The 17,567-nt window shown below is 72.1% G+C and carries 7 protein-coding genes and 16 pseudogenes; 18 read left to right on the forward strand and 5 right to left on the reverse strand.

Annotated elements, in window-relative coordinates:
- Nucleotides 1-47 precede the first annotated feature (47 nt).
- Both UK94_RS52585 and UK94_RS52590 read right to left on the reverse strand, forming a co-directional pair.
- Nucleotides 48-418: pseudogene (locus UK94_RS52585) on the reverse strand (GTP-binding protein); the annotation flags it as partial.
- Nucleotide 419: 1 nt separating this feature from the next.
- Nucleotides 420-1,065 (reverse strand): annotated as a pseudogene (locus UK94_RS52590) (GTP-binding protein); the annotation flags it as partial.
- 827 nt (nt 1,066-1,892) lie between these two features.
- On the opposite strand from UK94_RS52590, the pseudogene UK94_RS52595 reads away from it, so the two are divergent.
- From UK94_RS52595 to UK94_RS52630, 9 genes and pseudogenes are all read left to right on the forward strand, one after another.
- Nucleotides 1,893-2,213, forward strand: a pseudogene (locus tag UK94_RS52595) (excinuclease ABC subunit UvrA); the annotation flags it as partial.
- A 1-nt stretch (nt 2,214) separates the two neighbouring features.
- Nucleotides 2,215-2,380, forward strand: a pseudogene (locus UK94_RS52600) (excinuclease ABC subunit A); the annotation flags it as partial.
- A gap of 1 nt (nt 2,381) precedes the next feature.
- Nucleotides 2,382-3,994, forward strand: a pseudogene (locus tag UK94_RS14820) (excinuclease ABC subunit UvrA); the annotation flags it as partial.
- A 1-nt stretch (nt 3,995) separates the two neighbouring features.
- Nucleotides 3,996-4,301, forward strand: a pseudogene (locus tag UK94_RS52605) (excinuclease ABC subunit UvrA); the annotation flags it as partial.
- A 206-nt stretch (nt 4,302-4,507) separates the two neighbouring features.
- Nucleotides 4,508-4,942 (forward strand): annotated as a pseudogene (locus UK94_RS52610) (serine/threonine-protein kinase); the annotation flags it as partial.
- Between the two features lies 1 nt (nt 4,943).
- The coding region (locus UK94_RS52615) for a hypothetical protein (RefSeq protein ID WP_235488009.1) at nt 4,944-5,019 on the forward strand (76 nt) is incomplete at its 3' end.
- A 1-nt stretch (nt 5,020) separates the two neighbouring features.
- Nucleotides 5,021-5,086, forward strand: a pseudogene (locus tag UK94_RS52620) (hypothetical protein); the annotation flags it as partial.
- Nucleotide 5,087: 1 nt separating this feature from the next.
- Nucleotides 5,088-5,466: pseudogene (locus UK94_RS52625) on the forward strand (serine/threonine protein kinase); the annotation flags it as partial.
- 347 nt (nt 5,467-5,813) lie between these two features.
- Nucleotides 5,814-6,287: an RICIN domain-containing protein gene (locus UK94_RS52630; protein WP_235487948.1), complete on the forward strand. Its 474-nt coding sequence runs from the start codon at nt 5,814-5,816 to the stop codon at nt 6,285-6,287.
- 186 nt (nt 6,288-6,473) lie between these two features.
- Here the strand turns inward: UK94_RS52630 and UK94_RS52635 are convergent.
- Together UK94_RS52635 and UK94_RS52640 are read right to left on the reverse strand one after the other, a co-directional pair.
- Nucleotides 6,474-6,992 (reverse strand): annotated as a pseudogene (locus tag UK94_RS52635) (carotenoid oxygenase family protein); the annotation flags it as partial.
- Between the two features lies 1 nt (nt 6,993).
- A pseudogene (locus tag UK94_RS52640) lies at nt 6,994-7,745 on the reverse strand (carotenoid oxygenase family protein); the annotation flags it as partial.
- 493 nt (nt 7,746-8,238) lie between these two features.
- Between UK94_RS52640 and UK94_RS32625 the strand changes: the two are divergent.
- The 9 genes and pseudogenes from UK94_RS32625 to UK94_RS14850 form a co-directional block, all read left to right on the forward strand.
- The gene (locus UK94_RS32625) at nt 8,239-8,427 is read left to right on the forward strand and encodes a keywimysin-related RiPP (protein WP_011601535.1); all 189 of its coding nucleotides are present in this window, start codon (nt 8,239-8,241) and stop codon (nt 8,425-8,427) included.
- A 519-nt stretch (nt 8,428-8,946) separates the two neighbouring features.
- Nucleotides 8,947-9,115: pseudogene (locus tag UK94_RS73920) on the forward strand (acid phosphatase); the annotation flags it as partial.
- A 1-nt stretch (nt 9,116) separates the two neighbouring features.
- Nucleotides 9,117-9,531: pseudogene (locus UK94_RS52645) on the forward strand (5'/3'-nucleotidase SurE); the annotation flags it as partial.
- Nucleotide 9,532: 1 nt separating this feature from the next.
- A pseudogene (locus tag UK94_RS52650) lies at nt 9,533-9,834 on the forward strand (acid phosphatase); the annotation flags it as partial.
- Between the two features lie 312 nt (nt 9,835-10,146).
- Nucleotides 10,147-10,365 (forward strand): hypothetical protein (locus tag UK94_RS52655; protein WP_235487951.1); only part of this gene is annotated, 219 nt, incomplete at its 3' end.
- 2,421 nt (nt 10,366-12,786) lie between these two features.
- The coding region (locus UK94_RS14845; protein ID WP_235487954.1) for a 3' terminal RNA ribose 2'-O-methyltransferase Hen1 at nt 12,787-13,913 on the forward strand (1,127 nt) is incomplete at its 3' end.
- Nucleotide 13,914: 1 nt separating this feature from the next.
- Nucleotides 13,915-14,205: pseudogene (locus tag UK94_RS52660) on the forward strand (3' terminal RNA ribose 2'-O-methyltransferase Hen1); the annotation flags it as partial.
- Nucleotides 14,202-14,903 (forward strand): AAA family ATPase (locus UK94_RS52665; protein WP_235487956.1); only part of this gene is annotated, 702 nt, incomplete at its 3' end. The pseudogene UK94_RS52660 and the gene UK94_RS52665, both read left to right, overlap by 4 nt.
- A gap of 1 nt (nt 14,904) precedes the next feature.
- Nucleotides 14,905-16,904, forward strand: a pseudogene (locus tag UK94_RS14850) (polynucleotide kinase-phosphatase); the annotation flags it as partial.
- Nucleotides 16,905-16,919: 15 nt separating this feature from the next.
- On the opposite strand, the gene UK94_RS14855 reads toward UK94_RS14850, so the two are convergent.
- Nucleotides 16,920-17,567, reverse strand: a 648-nt coding sequence (locus tag UK94_RS14855; RefSeq protein ID WP_157734274.1) for an HNH endonuclease signature motif containing protein, incomplete at its 5' end; no start/stop codon positions are given.

Genomic DNA, 17,567 nt, shown 5'->3' on the forward strand with positions numbered 1-17,567 from the left:
GGGCGTACAGCACCGCCCCGAGACGGATCAGGTGCTCAGGCGCCGGNAGCGGGCGAGGCGGCGTGCCCCGTCCGGCGCGGGCCGGCCGGTCTGGGGCTGCAGGGCGGCCTCGAGCCTGGTGCGGACGGAGGACTCGTCGAGATGCATCCCGATCGCGACGAGTCCGCTGGGCCCGTCCGTCACGGGCCTGGCCGCGACGTGGATCTGGCGTCCGACGACGTTGACGACGTGGCCGCGCAGGCTCCGCCCGGTGTCCACGGTCACGGTGCCCTTGAGCCGGTAGATGTCCGCGGGCAGGTCCTCGAGCAGGTCGACCAGCCGGCCGGGATCGACCGGGCCGGTGGCACCGACGGTCACCGCGCGGACGCGCGGGTGCGGCTCGCCGTCATGGTCGCCGTCGTGGTCGTGCCGGGCCAGGNCCGCGAGCGGGAGTTCGTCGACCGGGTCGTGCGGGCTGGCGGCGTCGAACACGAGAGCCGGGTCGACGCGACCATGGGTGGTGTCGACGACGTGGGCGTGGGGATTGCTCGCGCGGATCCGGTCGGCGATCCGCGCCACCGTCTCGGCGCGGTGGGCCGGCGCAACCCGGTCGGTCTTGTTGATCAGGACGAGGGAGGCCGACGCGAACCGGGCCGGCGGCAGGCCGCCCGTGTCGACGGTGTCGACGGTGTCGAAGTAGGCGGCGGCGTCGACCACGTCGACGAGACCGCCGGGGCGCACGCGGTCCACGGTGCTGAACCGGATGAGCCTGGCGAGATGCGGCGGGTCGGCCACGCCGCTGGCCTCCACGATCACCGCGTCCAGCCGCAACCGCGGATGGGTCAGCTTCGCCAGCGCCTGGTCCAGGCCGTCGGTGTCCGGCAGGCAGCACAGGCAGCCGCCCGCGATCGAGGCCGGCTCGTCCACCTGGCCGGTGACCAGCGCGGCATCGACGTTGATCGCGCCGAAGTCGTTGACCACGACCCCGAGGCGCGCCCCGGGCGCCTGGAGCAGGTGGTTGAGTACCGTCGTCTTGCCCGCGCCCAGGTATCCGGTAAGCGCGATCACGGGTACCCGCACGCCCATCCCCGCCTGCCTCCTCCCGTCCCGGCCACGAAGACTATCCGCCCACCTCGCGGGGAGCCCCATAGGGCCCGCCACCGGAGTGGAAAAGCATCGCCAAGCCCAAAGGTAGTTGTCGGAATGCTTGCTAGGATCGGCGCGCGGGGGACAGCGCCAAGGCCCGGCGGTCGAGAAGTCCGGCCGTGACAGGCGTCCGCGGATAATCCGAAAGGNCATTCCTGTGAGCAGCAAGCTCAACTGGCTCGTCTGCAAGGTCGGCTNCATCGAGTGCGGCATGATAGAAGACCCGGCGCTGAGAATCATCGGAGTTTACGCGGACGAGCCGGCGGCCATCACCGCCGCGCGCGATACTGCGCAGACGATCGCGAAACGTTGGGGGATGACCAATTCCGACGAGCCGTACCGGGTGAACGCGGCGGAAATGCTGGGTACACGCATGGGCGCCGGCTGGATGTGGACGCCGGCTGACCACGAACAGGTCTTCGCGGTGCAGGTCCCCGGGCCCTGAGCAGGGATGCGGGCTGGAACCAGCCGGCGGTCCGCGACCACCACGCCTACATCAGTCCGACCGGCGGCTGGCACTGGGACCGGTACGGCATCGAGGCGGCCCTCCAGATCCAGCGGGCGGCGAAGACGCTGCATCCCACGGAGTTCGCCGGGCTGAAAATCGTCCAGGAGACGAAGAACTTCTTCCGTGACTTCCTGCANCACAACCTGATCGACGCCCAGGCGACCAGGATCGTCGCCGCCGAGAATCCCGCCTGGTTGCCGGAGCGTGGCGAGGGCGGTGTACTGCACGGGGTTGGTCGGGCTGACGGATGGAGACGTGGATGAGCAGGGTCGCCGGGGCGGGCACGGACTTGCCTGCGCCGCACGTCGCCGACAGCCACGATCTGATCCGCGTGCAGGGCGCTCGGGAGAACAACCTCGCCGACGTCAGCATCGAGATCCCGAAGCGCCGGCTGACGGTGTTCACCGGCGTCTCGGGCTCGGGCAAGAGCTCGCTGGTGTTCGCCACGATCGCCGCGGAGTCGCAGCGGATGATCAACGAGACGTACAGCGCCTTCGTGCAGGGCTTCATGCCGACGCTGGCGCGTCCCGACGTCGACCTGCTCGACGGCCTGACGACCGCGATCATCGTCGACCAGCAGNGGATGGGCGGCGACGCCCGGTCCACGGTCGGCACCGTCACCGATGCGGGCGTGCTGCTGCGCATCCTGTTCAGCCGGCTCGGCCAGCCCCACGCCGGCCCGCCGGGCGCGTACTCCTTCAACGTGCCGTCGGTCCGGGCCAGCGGTGCGATCACGGTCGAACGCGGNGCTTCCAGGGCGGTGAAGACGACCTACACCCGCACCGGCGGGATGTGTCCGCGCTGCGAGGGCCGGGGCGCGGTCAGCGACTTCGACCTGACCCAGTTGTACGACGAGAGCAGGTCGATCAACGAGGGTGCGCTCCTCGTCCCCGGCTACAGCGTCGACGGCTGGTACGGGCGCATCTTCGGCGGCTGCGGCTTCTTCGACCCGGACAGGCCGATCCGCAGGTTCACCAAGCGGGAGCTGCACGACCTGCTGTACAAGGAGCCGACCAGGATCAGGGTCGACAACGTCAACCTGACGTACGAGGGGCTGATCCCGAAGATCCAGAAGTCGTTCCTGGCCAAGGACGTCGACGCGCTGCAGCCGCACATCCGCGCGTTCGTGGAGCGGGCGGTGGTCTTCACGACCTGTCCCGACTGCGGCGGCAGCCGGCTCAGCGAGGCGGCCCGATCGTCGAAGATCGCCGGGATCAGCATCGCCGACGCCTGCGCGATGCAGATCAGCGACCTCGCCGACTGGGTGCGCGAGCGGGCCGAGCCGTCGGTGGCACCGCTGCTCGCGGCGCTGCACCACACCCTCGACTCGTTCGTGGAGATCGGGCTCGGCTACCTCGCGCTCGACCGGCCGTCGGGCACGCTGTCGGGTGGCGAGGCGCAGCGCGTCAAGATGATCCGCCACCTCGGTTCCTCGCTCACCGACGTCACCTACGTCTTCGACGAGCCCACCATCGGCCTGCACCCCCACGACATCGCGCGGATGAACGACCTGCTGCTGCGGTTGCGGGACAAGGGCAACACGGTGCTCGTCGTCGAGCACAAGCCGGAGACGATCGCGATCGCCGACCACGTCGTCGACCTCGGCCCCGGCGCCGGCACGGCGGGCGGCACCGTCTGCTTCGAGGGAACCGTCGCCGGGCTGCGGGCCAGCGGCACCCTCACCGGCCGCCATCTCGACGACCGGGCCGCCCTCAAGGAGACGGTGCGCACGCCCACCGGGCGGCTGGCGATCCGCGGCGCGACGGCGAACAACCTGCGCGACGTCGACGTCGACATCCCCCTCGGGGTGCTGGTCGTCGTCACCGGCGTCGCCGGCTCCGGCAAGAGCTCGCTCGTGCACGGGTCCCTGCCGGCCCTGTTCGGCGAGAAGGCCGTCGAACCGGCCGGCGGGGCGCTGGTGTCGATCGACCAGACCGCGATCCGCGGCTCGCGCCGGAGCAACCCGGCGACCTACACCGGACTGCTCGACCCGATCCGCAAGGCGTTCGCGAAGGCCAACGGGGTGAAGCCGGCGCTGTTCAGCGCCAACTCCGAGGGCGCCTGCCCGACCTGTAACGGCGCCGGTGTCATCTACACCGACCTGGCGATGATGGCCGGCGTCGCGACGACCTGCGAGGAGTGTGAGGGCCGACGGTTCGAGGCCTCGGTGCTGGACCACCATCTCGGCGGCCGGGACATCAGCGAGGTGCTCGCGATGTCGGTGACCGAGGCCGCGGAGTTCTTCGGCGCCGGCGAGGCGCGCACGCCGGCCGCGCACACCATCCTCGGCCGGCTCGCCGACGTCGGGCTCGGCTACCTCAGCCTCGGCCAGCCGCTGACCACGCTGTCCGGCGGCGAGCGNCAGCGGCTGCGGCTGGCCACCCACCTGGCTGCCAAGGGCGGCGTCTACGTCCTCGACGAGCCGACCGCCGGCCTGCACCTGGCCGATGTCGAGCACCTGCTCGGCCTGCTCGACCGGCTCGTCGACGCCGGCAGGTCGGTCATCGTCGTCGAGCACCACCAGGCGGTCATGGCGCACGCCGACTGGATCATCGACCTCGGCCCCGGCGCCGGCCACGACGGCGGCCGGATCGTCTTCGAGGGCACCCCCGCCGACCTCGTCGCCGCCCGCTCCACCCGCACCGGCGAGCACCTCGCGGCCTACATCNGCGCCTGATCGGGCGCCTGACCTTCTCGGCCGTGAGTAAATTGGCATTTCCGCTGGTTAACGTTCGATCAGACCTGCGTGCGTCATATGCCCGGTATGTCTGCGAGAATCGCGCCGCTGGCATGCTGAACGCAGGGAGGGCGGCGGGCGTTGGCGAGAAGGCTGGGAAGTTCCTACATCCTGGAGACGGTGATCGGTCGGGGTGNGATGGGCGAGGTGTGGCGTGGCCGCGACGAGGACGGCGCGCCGCTCGCCTTCAAACTCCTGCTGCCGGAACTCATGGTGGACCCGCAGATCGTCGCCCGGTTCATGCGGGAACGCTCGGTGCTCCTCCGGGTCGACTCGCCCTTTGTCGTGCGGGTCCGTGATCTCGTCGCCGAGCGCGGTGACCTGGCCATCGTCATGGACTTCATCGAGGGTTCCGACCTGCGTCGTGAACTGATACGGCGCCGAACGGTCCCACCCTCGGAGGCCGTGGCGACGATTGTCGACATTCTGACAGGGCTCGATGCCGCGCACGAGCTCGGCATCATTCATCGCGACCTCAAACCCGAGAACGTGCTGCTCGACCGGCATGACGGCGGGTATCGCCCGAAGATCTCCGACTTCGGGATCGCCGGGCTGACGGACGCGTCGACGCGNCTGACCATCGGGCCGGGCCTGCTCGGTACTCCGCTCTACATGGCACCCGAGATGATCGAGGAGGGCGTCGCCGGTCNGCCCGCGGACATCTATGCCGCCGGGCTCATGCTCTACGAGCTGCTGTGCGGGGTCACGCCGTTCAGNGGGCGAGCGCCGCTGGCGCTCCTGCGGGCGCACGTCGATCTCCTGCCCGGCCGCCCGCCGAACCTCAGCGACGAACTGTGGTCCGTCCTCGCCGCCATGCTCGCCAAGGACCCGGCCGAGCGGACCGGGGCCGATCAGTTACGGGCTCTCCTGCCGGACCTGCACGGGTTGCCCGCGAGCCCGCCACTGGCCACCCCGCCGCTGGCCACTCTGACGCCGGGTAGCCTGCCGCCGGCCACTCTGCCGCCGATTGCCGTGCCGCCGGACGCCGTGCCGTCCGACGCCTCGCTGCTGGACGCCGTCCCGCCGGACGCCGCCGTTGCGATCGGCCCCGACCCCGACCGACCTGGACATTCCTCCGCCGAGCCGGGTGGGCGGGNCCGACGTCGACTCCTCGTCGTCGCTCTCGGCATCGTCGTCGTGATCGTGGCCACGGCGGCGGCCCTCGTGTCGACGACCGGCTCGTCGTCCGACCCATCCAGGCGGCTCCTGATCCAGGCAGGGACCAGGGACCAGCAGGCGAGGGCGGGGCAGCCCGCCGCCACGGCCGGCCCGAGTCCCGGTGCTTCCGCTCGCGCCGACGGCGCCGGGTCACCGGCACCGACATCGATGCCGGCCTCCGCATCGACACCGGAACCGGGGTCCGGACTGGCACCGGAACCGGGGTCCGGACTGGCACCGGGGTCCGCACCGCAACCGGCACCGGCACCGGCGTCCGCCGTGCGCGTGGCGCATCCGACGGCCCCACCCCCGCAACGCCCGGCTGGTCCCGCCGTCGCGGCGCCGCCCGCCGTCGCGGCGCCCGCGCAGGGCGTTCTCGGCAGGACCTTTACCGACGTCGCGACCCATAGCTGCCTCGACAGCAATGCACAGGGGCAGGTCTACACGCTGGGTTGCAACCAGGGCAACTACCAGCACTGGGTGTACGCGGCCGGGAACGACGGGGTGCGGCTCAGGAATGCCCAGACCAACAACTGCGTGGGCAGCAGGGCGAATCCCGCGCCGGACGGAACCAGGTACCAGGGCACGGTGTACGCCATCGGCTGCGACGGCGGGGCCGCGCAGCTCTGGACCACGTCCAGCGACGGCGCCGGAATGACCTTCCGAAACGCCGCCACCGGCGAGTGCCTGGACAGCAACGCCGATGGACGCGTCTACACCCAGGGCTGCAACCACGGCGACTACCAGCGCTGGGGCTAGGCCGTGCCGGTGGTCAGCCGGGTGTCGAGGGTGTCGAGGGTGTCGCGGACTCTCCATGTGAGGGCGGTCACGGCAGGTGGCGACGTACGGGCTACAGTGCGTGGCCGAGGAGAAGTCCGGCAGGTTGCCGGGCGGATCCTGCCGCGGGTCCTACTGGTCGGCGATCCAGCAGCCGTGGAAGCCGGNGGGGACCCGACGGGGCAGGGCTACCGACGCCACGTTGGCAAGGTCGGTGGCGGCCAGGACGAGCAGCTCGGAACCGCGCCCGGCCGGGTCGGTCACGATCGAGATCAGCCAGCCGTCGTCCTCCGAGCGGGCCTCGGGCGCGGCAACGAAGATCGCTTCGCCGGGGGTGGCACCGAGAGACCGGACCCTGCTCGCGCCGGTCCGGCCGTCGTACTTGACGATCGCGTCCTGGCTGACGGAGTAGAGGAAGCGGTTCGGCCGCCCCACCCGCTGGTCGTTGAGGGTGGGGAACTCGACCGCCCGGTCGTCGAGAGCCTGCTCCCTGACCACCCCGTTCGCCGGGTCGATCAGCCAGCGGTGGGCGAAGCCGTCGGCGATCATGCCCGCCTCGGTCGGGGCTCCGCCGAGGCGGGGCCAGATCGCCGCGAAGCGGGCGCGGTCGTAGCGGACGGCGTCGAGGCAGACCCGTCCGGCGTCGTCGACGTGGGCGTTGCCGACGTGAAAGACGTAGCAGGGGTCNATGTCGAACCACCGCGTCTCGCCGCCGTCGCGCGCCATGACGCCGATGCGCGCCCCGTAGGCGTCGTCCCACCGGTAGGGCATCCCCTGCCCGAGGAGCGCGAGGTCGAAGACGACCGGCAGGTCGAGCCACACGACATGGCTCTCGGTGATGGCGAAGTCGTGCATCATCGTCGGGCCCGGCACGTCGATCACTCTGCTCTCGACGAGCTCGCCGGCCGCCGAGAGCCGGTGGTAGGTCAGGTACGGCGGGGCCATGCCGTAGCCGAAGAACAGCAGGTCACCGGTGAGCGGGTCCCGCTTGGGATGCGCGGTCATGGCGGTCGCGAGTCTCCCGCCGAAGTCGCACGGCCCGGTCGTCGCCAGCTCGGACGTCAGCTCGTACGGCAGGCCGACCTCCACCAGTGCGAGGATGCGGCCGGCGTGCCGGATCACGCTGGTGTTCGCGGGAACGGCCGTCAGATCGAATCCGGCGGGACCCACGAACGGCGCACCGGCCAGCTCGCGGGTGCGTACCCAACGGTTGCGGTACCACTCGGCGCGGCCGTCGCGCAGCCGGACGCCGTGGATCATCCCGGCGCCGGTGAACCAGTGCCCCGGGTCCGCGCCGGGGGGCGGGTTGGGGCCGTTGCGGAAGTAGCGGCCGCGCAACGCGTCGGGCAGCGCACCGGTGACCGGCAGGTCGACGGCATCAATCTCGTCGGCCACGGGCGCGAGCAGGCCGCTGAGGTAGGTGGGGGTACTCGCCGTCATCAATGTCTTCTCCGATCCCCGTGGTCGGCCGACCCGGTGGGCACGGCCTCCACCCCGCCAGCGATGGTCCGTCCTCGACGTCTGGTCGGCAATCCGGAGCCGGACTTCGGCCGCGGGACCTTCACCGCGGTGATGGGGCCCTCCGGCTCGGGCAAGTCCAGGCGTTCACCCTCGTGCCATCGCTGAGCGCCGAGCTCAACGTCGCGTTGCCGCTGCGGCTGGCCGGCCGCCGGNCGCGCCGCCGGGAGGTCCGCGATGTGCTGGAGCCACCCGGTTCGCGCCCGACTCGGCAGCCTGGCCGGCAGCCTCCGGCGGTACTGAACCGTGAGTGAACCGTAGCTGGACCTCGGAGATGCAGGCTTGTAGTTGCAGGTTCACAAGTTGCACGGTCAATGAGTGGGGAGCCAACGCCGGAGGCCGGACAGCGACGGCAGCCACCAGAGCTGGCCGAGCACCCCAAGGGTGACGGGCTCGAAACTCGGATGGGAAAGGTATGAAGGCGACATATGAGGCGCCGGTCCTCCAGGATCAGGGATCGTTCCGGAAGGCCACCGGCTTCATCGGCTTCTTCGGAGGCTGGGGCTGGGGTGGTTGGGGCGGCCACCGGCATCACTGGGGCCGCTGGGGCCACCGGGGCCACGGCGGTTGGGGCGGCTGGGGCGGTTGGGGCGGTTGGGGCTGATAGCCCACCAACCCACCAGCCCACCAGCCCAGCAGCCCACCAGTCCGACATCATCAACGAGCAGAAACCGAGTGGCGACGAGCCGGCGAGCGGCCGTCGCCACTCGTCGTTTCCGGTCGCCGGGTCCGGCGGTGCCCGTCGCGTGCGAATCTTTCCAGGAACAGGCGATAGGAGGATCCCGGCTTCAGAATGTCGTCCCCGCCGACGCCGCCGGTATCGGTCTGTCGTATTCGGATGGCGCTGGGCCACGTGCCGCGGACAACCTCCGTGACATGTACGTCGGTGATCGTGAATGGTAGGCCGGAGATGGCCTTGGTCTGGGTCCTGTCGGTCTCCTGAACTCGAACGATCGCGTCGGAGTCTGCTTTCATCTCGGCGATGCNGTGCAGGGCGGTCACGCTGTTGACGCCATCGCTCGGTGGCTGCCAGGGTACTTCCAAGCCAGAAGTTACGCTGTTCTTCGCGGAAAGTTCTTCCAAGTCGGAAAACGCGCCATCCCGACGGCTCTAGGTTCACGGCATGAAGAAGCGCAGAATCTCAGCCGTCCTCGGCGCGGCCCTCCTCTGTTCCCTGGTCGGCATAGCGCCGAGCGCGTCGGCGGCCGGTCCCGGTGCGACCGCCCCCGCGCACGGAGTTACCCCGGTGCGTCCACTGCACATTCTGCTCACCAACGACGATGGATGGCGGGNCACCGGAGGCTCCGACACCCCACTGATCGTCGCCCTGCGCGACGCCCTCAAGGCCGCCGGTCATGACGTCGTCGTCGTGGCACCCGGCACCGACCAGAGCGGCCAGGGCGGTCGTATCTCCGCACCCCCGCTGCAGCTCACGGTCGCCAGGCCCGAGCCATCGGTGTGGACGGTCACCCCGGGATCACCCTCGGACAGCGTGTTCTTCGCCTTCGACCAGGTCTTCACGAACGCCAAGCCCGACCTGGTCGTCTCCGGGATCAACCCCGGCAACAACCTCGGCCAGGCGGTCAACCACTCGGGCACCGTCAACGCGGCCGCGACCGCGCTCGAGTTCGGAGTGCCCGCGATCGCGGTCAGCCTGCAGACCTCGAGCACCTGGCGGGAGGGAACGGTCGTCGCTGCGAAGAGCTCGNCCGCCTACGTGGCGGATCTCGTCGCGCGGCTGGAAGGCCGGTCGCAGCACGGTGCGCTGATGCCCCCGGGAGTCGGTCTCAACGTCAACTACCCGCTCCTGGCCGGCCCCGTCGACCCCGCCACCGGCAAGCCCGGTTCGGTGCTGCCCCCCAGAGGGGTCCGGCCCACCACGCTGGACACCGGCGTGGCCCTCGACCTCGGCTACACGCCGACCAGCGGGCAGGCGGGACAGCCGGGTACCTACACGATCGGGCTCACCCCGAACGACCAGGCCGCTCCCGCGGGTACCGACACCCGTGCCNTCCAGGACGGATACGTCAGCCTCACTCCACTGGAGGCGGACCGGGACGTGGACGGCTCCACCGAGAGCTGGCTCCACCGCATTCTCTGACGGTCGGAATTACGGGGACGTAGGGGATCTTCTACGCAGGACTGGCAGATCGTGCTGCTCCTCTTCCACCGCGGGTGGCCGGTGCGGTGAGCAGGAAAACNCAATCCGCCCCGGTCACCACACGGTGCAGGGAACCGGGATGTGGCTCCGTGAACTCCCTCGTGCCCGGCGAACGTGCCAGATGCGCGACGAGATCCGGGGNCGGTCCTGGACGGAGGGGAGATGCGTGATGATCCGAGCGCTCCTTGTCACATGGTGACCACTCTGACCCGGATGGGTCTCGAGGGGCCTTCGGCCGAGGGAGCGGCCCGGGCTACCGCACTGGTCGCGGAGGCGGTGGCCTACGCCCGAGGACTTGCTGACCTGAAGGAGACGGGCTACCAGGCGGCGGCGGACCTCGACCGGCGGCTGACGGGTCGAGCCGCCCTCATGCTGGCGCTGNACACGCCGCGCGCGGCGCGACTGCTCGCCGATTCGGAGGTGGTGCGCCGCACCCTCGCCACCGGCGCAGCGTCCGCCGCCGAGCAGTCCGCCGCGGACCGGGTGCGTGCGGCCTGTCACACGCTCGGGTTCGACCCGAAGGCGCGCGACCCGAAGGCGCGCGACGCGCCAGGCCGGCTCGTCGGGGACCTGACCGTGGAACAGGTCGTCGCCGCGGCCGCGGCCGTCGGTCGGATGTCGCGGCTGGCCGACTCGCTCACCGATCGGGCCGCCCGGGCGTCGGCGAGGCGCTGGTCAGCCGCGCTGGCTGCCGGACCGCCCGTGGAGCGGGAATTCACGGCCATTCGCCGGCGACTCGACAGCGTGCTGACATCGTCGGGACCGGGCGGTCCCGAGACGGACCCGTCCCGCCTCGCCACCCGCCTGCTGTCGGAGTCGGAGCTCGTCCACTGGCCGGTGCTCGCGGCGCGGCTCGCCCGTATCGGCGAGGCCATCCGCCACGCGCGGATCGCCGCGATGGTGCGTGCCGCGAAGGCCCGGCTGACCGACCTGCAGGCGCAGCGCCGCCGGCAGGCGAGCGTGCGTGGTGGCGTCCACCTGGCCGGTCGGATGGGCCGGGCGGCGAACCTCCGCCCGCCGGCCTGGCCGCTCGCGGCTCCCCACGGCGAGACGCTGGCCTGGCTGCGCCGTCTTGTCTGCGCGCCGCTGCACACCCCCGACGTGGAACGAGCGCTGGCCGCAAGGCTGGGCGCGGACCTGTTCGACCTGCGCAGACCACCCCCGGAGCCGGCCTTCCTCGCCGGCGTCGACATCGGGAACCTGCGGCCCGAGCATGTCGCGCCCTTCCTGCGCCGCATCAGCATGACCCGCCCCGTTCCGAGCGCCGAGGAGTTGTCGGAGGAATCCCTCGAGGCCGACCGCGGCGCTGTCAGCTGGGCGCGGCGCTCGGCGGACGAGCGGCGCTGGGGGCAGGCGGCCGACACCGGGGCGCCGCTGCTGCCGGAGGTGGTCGGAATACCGCATGTGGTGCACGGAATCTGGTTGGGCCAGCCGATGCCCGCGCGGACGGCCTTCCGCGACAACTACGGTGCGGCGGCCCGCCGGTACGCGGGCCAGGTCACCGTGGTGCTGTGGACGGATATCCCGCGTGNGCAGTGTGCGGCCGTCCTGGCCGAGCCCGCCCCCCTGGTCGGCGCGGCCGACCCGCTCCGGTACGTCCNCACCCTGGCGACCNGGGCCCGTGACAACGACGTGGCGCTGGTCAACGTCGACGAGGTCTTCCACGCCGACCATCCGCTGTACCTGCGTCCGCAGTACGTCCTGGAGATGGCGAAGCAGCGTCCCCGCGGCTACACGAGCGCGACCGATCATCTGCGGGTGGAACTCGTCCACACCTTCGGAGGTCTCTACATCGACGGCGACATCCGATTCGACGCCGGATCGCCGGAAGGCGGGCACCCCGGCTCGGTCCCCGACCTGCTCGCGGCCGTCGCCGCCTCCACCTGTGGCNTCACCCTGAACATCCTGCCGATCGACCTCGGCATCAGCAACGACCTGATCGTCGGATCCGCCCGCCATCCGGCGCTGCGCCTGTGGATGGAATGCGCCAGGCTCAACTACTTCCCTCTGCAGCGGGAGATTGTTGGCGGCCTCGGGATGATGGCGCGGCCGTACGTCGGAGCCTCTCACCAGGGGCTGCGCCACCTCGCCCCGCACCGCACGGGACGGGTCCACCACGTCCCCCTCAAGCTGCTGGGCATCACCCGTGACGACCTCACCCCCACCGGGGGAGCCGTCGTCACCGCCAACGAGATCACCTGGGTGCCCCGCGGGCGGGAACGAGTCGAGTTCGACGTGACCGGCGCCGATCCCGCCGATCCGGCCACCCGGGACGAAGTGCTGACGCGGACGATGAGGCTCGTGACGTTCCTGCTCTGGCAGCTCGTGGCCAGGGAGGGCAACCTGTATCTGTCGGCGGTGGAGCCCGTCGTCCTCGCCCTGCCGGACCCGGACGCGGTCTGGATCGCCCTGCTGGGTTTCATCGCCGCTGCCGGCGCCGCGCGCGCTCTCGTCACGTCGGTCACCGACCACCGCCGCGGTGAGGACGGCACCCTCGAGTACATCCGGCTACCCCGCGAGGCGGAGGCGTTCCTGGATCGGGAGGCCAGTCCGCCGTCCTGGTTCGGCAGCGAACTGGCCGAACTCGACCGGCCGGTGTGGCTCCTCGACGAGGCCGTCACCCCGGTCGCCCTGCGCACGCCGTCGGCGGCAGCCGCGGTGCTCGCCGGCCGGGCATGATCGGACCGTTCGGGAACTTCCTTGCCCTGGAGGATTCGACGTCTGATTCGTCCCTCTGGAAAGCCGCGGCAGGCCGAAAAATGATGCGACGCGGGGGGATTGTCTGAGCAAGACTGTTCAGTCGTGCTGCTGACCCTCGCCACGACGCATCCGCCGGCCCGCGACCTCGGGTTTCTGCTGCACAAGCATCCGGACCGGGTGCACTCGTTCACCGAGCCGATGGGCACGGCGCACGTGTTCTACCCGGAGGCGACCGACGACAGGTGCACCGTCGCCCTGCTGCTGGAGGTGGACCCGGTCGGACTCGTGCGGGGGCGCAAGGGGGCGCCGGGGGAGGGGTTCGCGCTCGCCCAGTACGTCAACGACCGGCCATACGCCGCGTCGAGCATGCTCGCGATGGCGCTCAAGGACGTCTTCCGCACGGCCATGACCGGCCGCTGCAACGCGCGGCCGGAGCTCGCCGCCGCGGCCATCCCGCTGGAGATCCACGTGCCGGCGGTCGCCTCCCGGGCGGGCTCGGACCTGCCGCGTCGCCTGTTCGAGCCGCTCGGCTGGCGGGTGGCGGTGGCGACCGGCCCGCTTGATCCCGACGTTCCCGCGTGGGGCGAGTCGCCCTACCTCGACGTCCGGCTGAGCGGGACGCTCCGGCTCGCCGAGGCGCTCAACCACCTGTACGTCCTGCTGCCGGTCCTCGATGACGCCAAGCACTACCGGGTCGGCGGCGACGAGGTCGACAAGCTGCTGCGGGCCGGCGCCGACTGGCTGGCGAGCCATCCGGAGTCCGACCTCATCGCCCGCCGGTACCTGTCCCACCGCCGCGAGCTGACCCGTTCGGCGTTGGCCCGCCTCGCCGAGGTCGACGACACCGAGCCCGAGCAGCTCGACGACGCCCTCGGCGGCGCCGTCGAGCTGGACCCGCCGGACCGCCCGCTCTCCCTGGCCGAGCAGCGCCGCGGTGCGGTGCTCGCCGTGCTGCGCTCGCATGCCGCCCGCCGGGTCGGCGACCTCGGCTGCGGCGAGGGCCTGCTGGCCCGGGAGCTGCTCGGGGAGCGGACGATCGAGCACGTCCTCGCCGCGGACGTGTCCGCGCGGGCGCTGCGCATCGCGGGGAGTCGGCTGGGGGTGGAACGGATGAGCGACGCCCAGCGGGCCCGCCTCACCCTCATCCAGTCGTCGCTGACCTACCGGGACGAGCGGCTGACCGGGCTGGACGCCGCGGTGCTGATGGAGGTCGTGGAGCACGTCGACCCNTCGCGGCTCAGCGCACTCGAGGCGACCGTCTTCGGCTATGCCGCCCCGGGCCTGGTGCTCGTCACCACCCCGAACGTGGAGCACAACGTCCGCTTCGCCACGCTGCCCGCGGGGGCGCTGCGCCACCGGGACCACCGCTTCGAGTGGTCCCGGGCGCAGTTGCGCGCCTGGGCCGGGCGGGTGGCCGCCGAGCACGGCTACACCGTCCGCCACCTGCCGATCGGTCCGGATGACCCCGAGGTCGGGCCGCCGACGCAGCTGGCCGTCTTCAGCCGGGCGGTGGCCGCATGACGCCCGACCGCGCCGAACCATCGCCGCCGTCGGGCTCGTCGCCGCTGTCGGGCTCGTCGCCGCCGTCGGGCTCGCCGTCGCCGCGGCAGCTTGGCGTTCCCGCGCTCAGCCTGGTCGTCCTGGTCGGGGTGAGCGGCTCGGGGAAGTCCACGTTCGCGCGGACCCACTTCCGGGCCACCGAGGTGATCTCGTCCGACTTCTGCCGCGGCCTGGTCGCCGACGACCCCAACGACCAGTCCGCGACGCCGGAGGCGTTCGAGCTGCTGCGCTACATTGCCGGCAAGCGCCTGGCGGCCGGACGGCTCACGGTGATCGACGCGACCAACGTCCAGCCGGACGCGCGCCGCCCGCTGGTCGCCCTAGCGCGCGAGCACGACGTGCTGCCCGTCGCGATCGTCCTCGACGTGCCCGAGGGGGTGTGCGCGGCGCGCAACGCCAGCCGCGCCGACCGCGACTTCGGCCCGCACGTCCTGCGCCGCCAGCGCGACCAGCTCCGGCGCGGGCTGCGGGGGCTGTCGCGCGAGGGGTTCCGCACCGTCCACCTGCTGCGCGGCGAAGGCGAGATCGCGGACGTCGGCATCACCCGGACGCCGCTGTTCAACGACCTGCGGCACGAGTCCGGCCCGTTCGACGTCATCGGGGACATCCACGGCTGCCGCGCGGAGCTGGAGACGCTGCTGGACCGCCTCGGCTACGCCNTGCGCCGCGACGAGGCGGGCCGGGCGGTCGGCGCCGTGCACCCGGACGGCCGTCGAGTGATCTTCGTGGGTGACCTCGTCGACCGCGGCCCGGACACTCCGGGGGTGCTGCGGCTGGCGATGGGGATGGTCGCCGCCGGCGAGGCGTTCTGCGTGCCGGGCAACCACGAGAACAAGCTGCTGCGGGCGCTGCGCGGCCGGGACGTGCGCATCGGCCACGGCCTGGCCGAGTCGCTCGCACAGCTCGCGACGGAGCCGGCGCAGTTCCGGGCGGAGGTCGAACGCTTCCTCGACGGACTGATCTCCCACTACGTGCTCGACGACGGCCGGCTGGTCGTCGCGCATGCCGGCCTGCCCGAGCGCTACCACGGCCGCGCCTCCGGGCGGGTTCGCGAGCTCTGCCTGTACGGGGAGACGACGGGTGAGAGCGACGAGTACGGCCTGCCGGTGCGCCACCCGTGGGCGCTGGAATACCGGGGCCGGGCGACGGTGCTCTACGGCCACACGCCCGTGCCGACCCCGGAGTGGGTGAACAACACCCTCTGTGTCGACACCGGGTGCGTCTTCGGCGGGAGCCTGTCGGCCCTGCGCTACCCGGAGCGTGAGCTCGTCGCGGTGCCGGCGGCCGAGGTCTACTGGACGCCGGCGCGGCCGTTCCCGGCCAACCCCGAGGCCGTGGACTCCACCGAGCGGCCCACGGCGGGATCCGTGGCGGCGGGAGCGGCCGCGGTGGGATCGGCCGCGGTGGGCCGCCGGGATCCCGACGTCCTCGACCTCACCGACGTGCTGGGCACCCGGGTCGTCGAGACGCGCCACCAGAAGCGGATCAGCGTGCGGGAGGGAAACGCGGCCGCCGCCCTGGAGGTGATGAGCCGGTTCGCGATCGACCCGCGGTGGTTGCTGCACCTGCCGCCGACGATGAGCCCGGTGGCCACCTCCACCGTCGCGGACCTGCTCGAACATCCCGACCAGGCCTTCGAGGCCTACCGCGACGCCGGCGTCGACGCGGTGGTCTGCGAGGAGAAGCACATGGGTTCGCGGGCGGTCGCGCTGGTGTGCCGGTCGCTCGACGCGGCGCGGGCCCGGTTCGGCGCGCCCGACGACCGGGCCGGCGCGGTGTGGACGCGCACCGGCCGGCCGTTCTTCCCCGGCGAGCTCACCGCGGAGCTCGTCGAGCGGTTGCGTGCCGCCGCCGAGGCGGCCGGGCTGTTCGACGAGCTGGCCACCTCCTGGCTGTTGTTCGACGCCGAGCTGCTGCCCTGGAGCGCCAAGGCCGGGCAGCTCCTGCGCGATCAGTACGCCGCGGTCGGCGCGGCTGCGCGCGCGTCCCTGCCGCTCGCGGTCGACCTGCTAGAGCAGGCGGCGCGGGGCGGCCTGGCGGTGGGCGACCTGCTGGCCCGCACCCGATCCCGGGCGGCGAACGCCGCCGCCTTCAGCGCCGCCTACCGGCCGTACCAGTGGCCCACCGACGGCCTGCGCGGGGTTCGGATCGCCCCCTTCCAGGTGCTGGCGAGCGAGGGCGCGGCCCACCACACCCGGCCGCACGCCTGGCACCTCGACCTCGCCGACCGGCTGGTGGCCGCCGACCCCGATCTGGTCGCGCCGACCCGGCGGATCTTCGTCGACACCACGGAGCCGGACTCGGTCGCGACGGCGACCGCGTGGTGGACCGAGCTGACCGCGGCGGGCGGTGAGGGGATGGTCGTCAAGCCCGCGGCGAACCTGACCGTCGGCCGCCGCGGCATCGTCCAGCCGGGGCTGAAGGTGCGCGGCCGGGAGTACCTGCGGATCATCTACGGCCCGGACTACACCGAGCCGGCCAACCTGGAACGCCTGCGGGAACGCGGCGTCGGGCACAAGCGCTCACTCGCCCAGCGCGAATACGCCCTCGGGCTGGAGGCGCTCGACCGCCTCGCGCTCGGCGAACCGCTGTGGCGGGTGCACGAATGCGTCTTCGCCGTGCTCGCCCTGGAATCCGAGCCGGTCGACCCGCGGCTGTGAGCCGCCTGGTCACCATCATTGTTCTTCGGACTGACCGCCGCGGTGGGGCTCGGGGTTGAGGAGGGCGTGGATCGAGTCGATGAGGCTGAGGCGGCCGCCGTCGGGGGTGTGGATGGCGGTGGGGGTGATGTGGCGGGTGGCGTGGGCGAGTCTGCTGGCGGGTTCGGGTCCGGGCAGCAGGGGTGGGGCGGCGGTGAGGACCCGGCCGTCGGCGGTGCGGGCGGTGACGGTGCCGTCGGGGGCGCGGTCGAGGCGGATGTCGTCGTCGTGGACGGCCCGATGATGGGCCGAGCAGATCAGCAGTAGCCGGTCGATGTCGGTGTCACCGCCCCGGGTCCATTCGGTGAGGTGGTGGATCTGCAGGAAGCGGGTGTGTCCGCAGCCGGGGTACTGGCAGTGGCCGTGGTCGCGGGCGTAGACGGCGTCACGCAGCCGCTGGCCGGGGTGACGCTGCCGCCGGCCCAGGTGCAGCGGGTTGTTGCCGTCGGGGTCGGTGACCAGGCCGCGCAGGAACCCGTCACAGCCCAGGCGTGCCACGACCTGCCGGGACAGCCCGATCCCCCCGTCGACCTGCGCCCACGCCCCGATCCCGATCCGCGCCATCCCCACCGGCCCCGCGGCGCCACCATCTGCTGCCCTGGCCGGGGTGCTGTCCTCGCCGCC

It is taken from the genome of Frankia sp. AvcI1 (genome assembly GCF_001420875.1).
GTDB lineage: Bacteria > Actinomycetota > Actinomycetes > Frankiales > Frankiaceae > Frankia > Frankia alni.

What these genes read in the sequence shown, in the direction of transcription:
- UK94_RS32625 (WP_011601535.1), top strand. Translation starts at nt 8,239, where the DNA reads ATGAAGGCGACATATGAGGCGCCGGTCCTCCAGGATCAGGGATCGTTC.